The organism is Nonomuraea sp. NPDC049695 (assembly GCF_040674955.1).
Classification (GTDB): Bacteria; Actinomycetota; Actinomycetes; order Streptosporangiales; family Streptosporangiaceae; genus Nonomuraea; species Nonomuraea helvata.
The window spans coordinates 1-1,591 of record NZ_JBFANV010000231.1; the positions used below are offsets into that span (position 1 = coordinate 1).

Genomic DNA, 1,591 nt, shown 5'->3' on the forward strand with positions numbered 1-1,591 from the left:
TTAGCCCTCACTCGGGTCCGTGTCACCAGCCCCAGTGCGCCACGAAGCGCTGACCTGTCCGTACGGAGGTGAAAGACTGCCGTTGCTCTGTCGTCGCGGCGGCAGAGCTATGCTGCAGGCAGCCCAACCCCGGAATCGCGGGAAAGGGCGGGAACCGCCTCGGCAAAGTCGGGTCGGTCCAGCATTGCCGGATTGGCCGGTCCCGGTGAGCGAGACGAGAAGGCCCTCGTTGAGAAGCCGGTAGCGTTACGCCGCTAGATGTGGCGCCAGCTCCAATCCGGTGGATATGGGCTGGTCAGCGGTGCGTGCCGATTTCCCTCATCACGGGGCGGGAACTCTCGGTTGGGCATGGGGGCGCCCGGCCGGGAGGCCATGGTGCCTCCGTTCTAGTGGTCGTCGCATTACGCAGTCGGAGAAGTGGCCGCCAGAGTCGTCCGCCGAGGTGGACGCGCTCAAGCGCTGGCTGAACGGCTCCGGCGTCACGTCCGCTCGGTCGAGCAGATCCCGGGGGCAACCTTTGTCTTCCACGCTCGGGTGTGGCACCCCGAAGGCAAGTGGAACGGCAAGGAGCCCTTGCAGGGCTGGAAGGACCATGGTGCCTGCGTCTACCGTCAGCACTGGATCAAGCGCATCGGGGCCGTGTCAGCCGCCGGCGTGAGCGGCCGGGCGCACGGAATCCCGTGCTCGGACAACCGGGCCTGCGCCGCGACACACGACGCGGCCCGGCCGCCATTGGCGCGGCCTCACGGCGACACGCGCGGCCTGGCCGCGCGTCTGCCTCGGCGACCCGTCGCGGGTCGCCGGCCTTTTACCTAAAGGCCCACGCTCCAGTGCCTTGCCGAGCAGGTCAGGGCTGAATATTGATGAAGGGGTCCCAGCAGTAGTAACCCTGCTTCTCGCCCTTGTGATTGAGAATCATGAAGCTGAAGTTGTAGGTGACCGTCCCCGTGTCCAAGATCTCGCACTCCCAGTAATAGCTGTTGATCTTCTGGGTGGTGGGATTCAACGGGTCGTGACTGTTCGGTTGTGGCTCGCTGAGAATCACCGACCTCGGCGCGGGGGTGCTGATCAGATCCTGCCCGGCCAGGGTGTTGAACCTGTAGAGGATTCCGGTGTACTCGGCATTCAGGGACAGTGTCGTCTCGCGCCACCTGATGATGTCCATGGGGGAAGCGTTGATCGTCAACTCGCTGCCCGGTGTGCTCCCGAGCTGGTTCTGCCTGGTGGTCATGTAGATCAGGTTGCTGCTGTCGGGGATCGACGTCGGCCCGTTCGGATCGTTGTTCCTGCCGAACCTTTTGAGAATGGTTTCCGCGTCGATGGCGATGAGGACGTTGATGAATTCCGACATGCAGAAATTCTCCCTGTCGTGTCCGACGAAAAGGACGGTAAACCGCGGGACGAACGCCTCCACAATTATCGTTGACGTTAAGTGCTGTCAAGACTGCATAATGTGGCCCAACTAGAATCGTGTTATCGCGTAACGCTTCGCGCCGATGCGATGAGCAGCCGGGATACATTCCTGAGTACCCTGCTCGCCTGCTGCGCGGATCCAGCCGCCGACCGGGTGTCGCTCGTCAGCGCGACCCAG

General features: G+C 63.3%; 1 protein-coding gene. It reads right to left on the reverse strand.

Annotated features, from left to right (window positions below; genetic code table 11):
- Positions 1 to 847: 847 nt before the first annotated feature.
- Positions 848 to 1,351: an inclusion body family protein gene (locus AB0J64_RS57235; protein WP_364047247.1), complete on the reverse strand. Its 504-nt coding sequence runs from the start codon at positions 1,349 to 1,351 to the stop codon at positions 848 to 850.
- Positions 1,352 to 1,591 lie beyond the last annotated feature (240 nt).

What these genes read in the sequence shown, in the direction of transcription:
- AB0J64_RS57235 (WP_364047247.1), bottom strand. Translation starts at nt 1,351, where the DNA reads ATGTCGGAATTCATCAACGTCCTCATCGCCATCGACGCGGAAACCATT.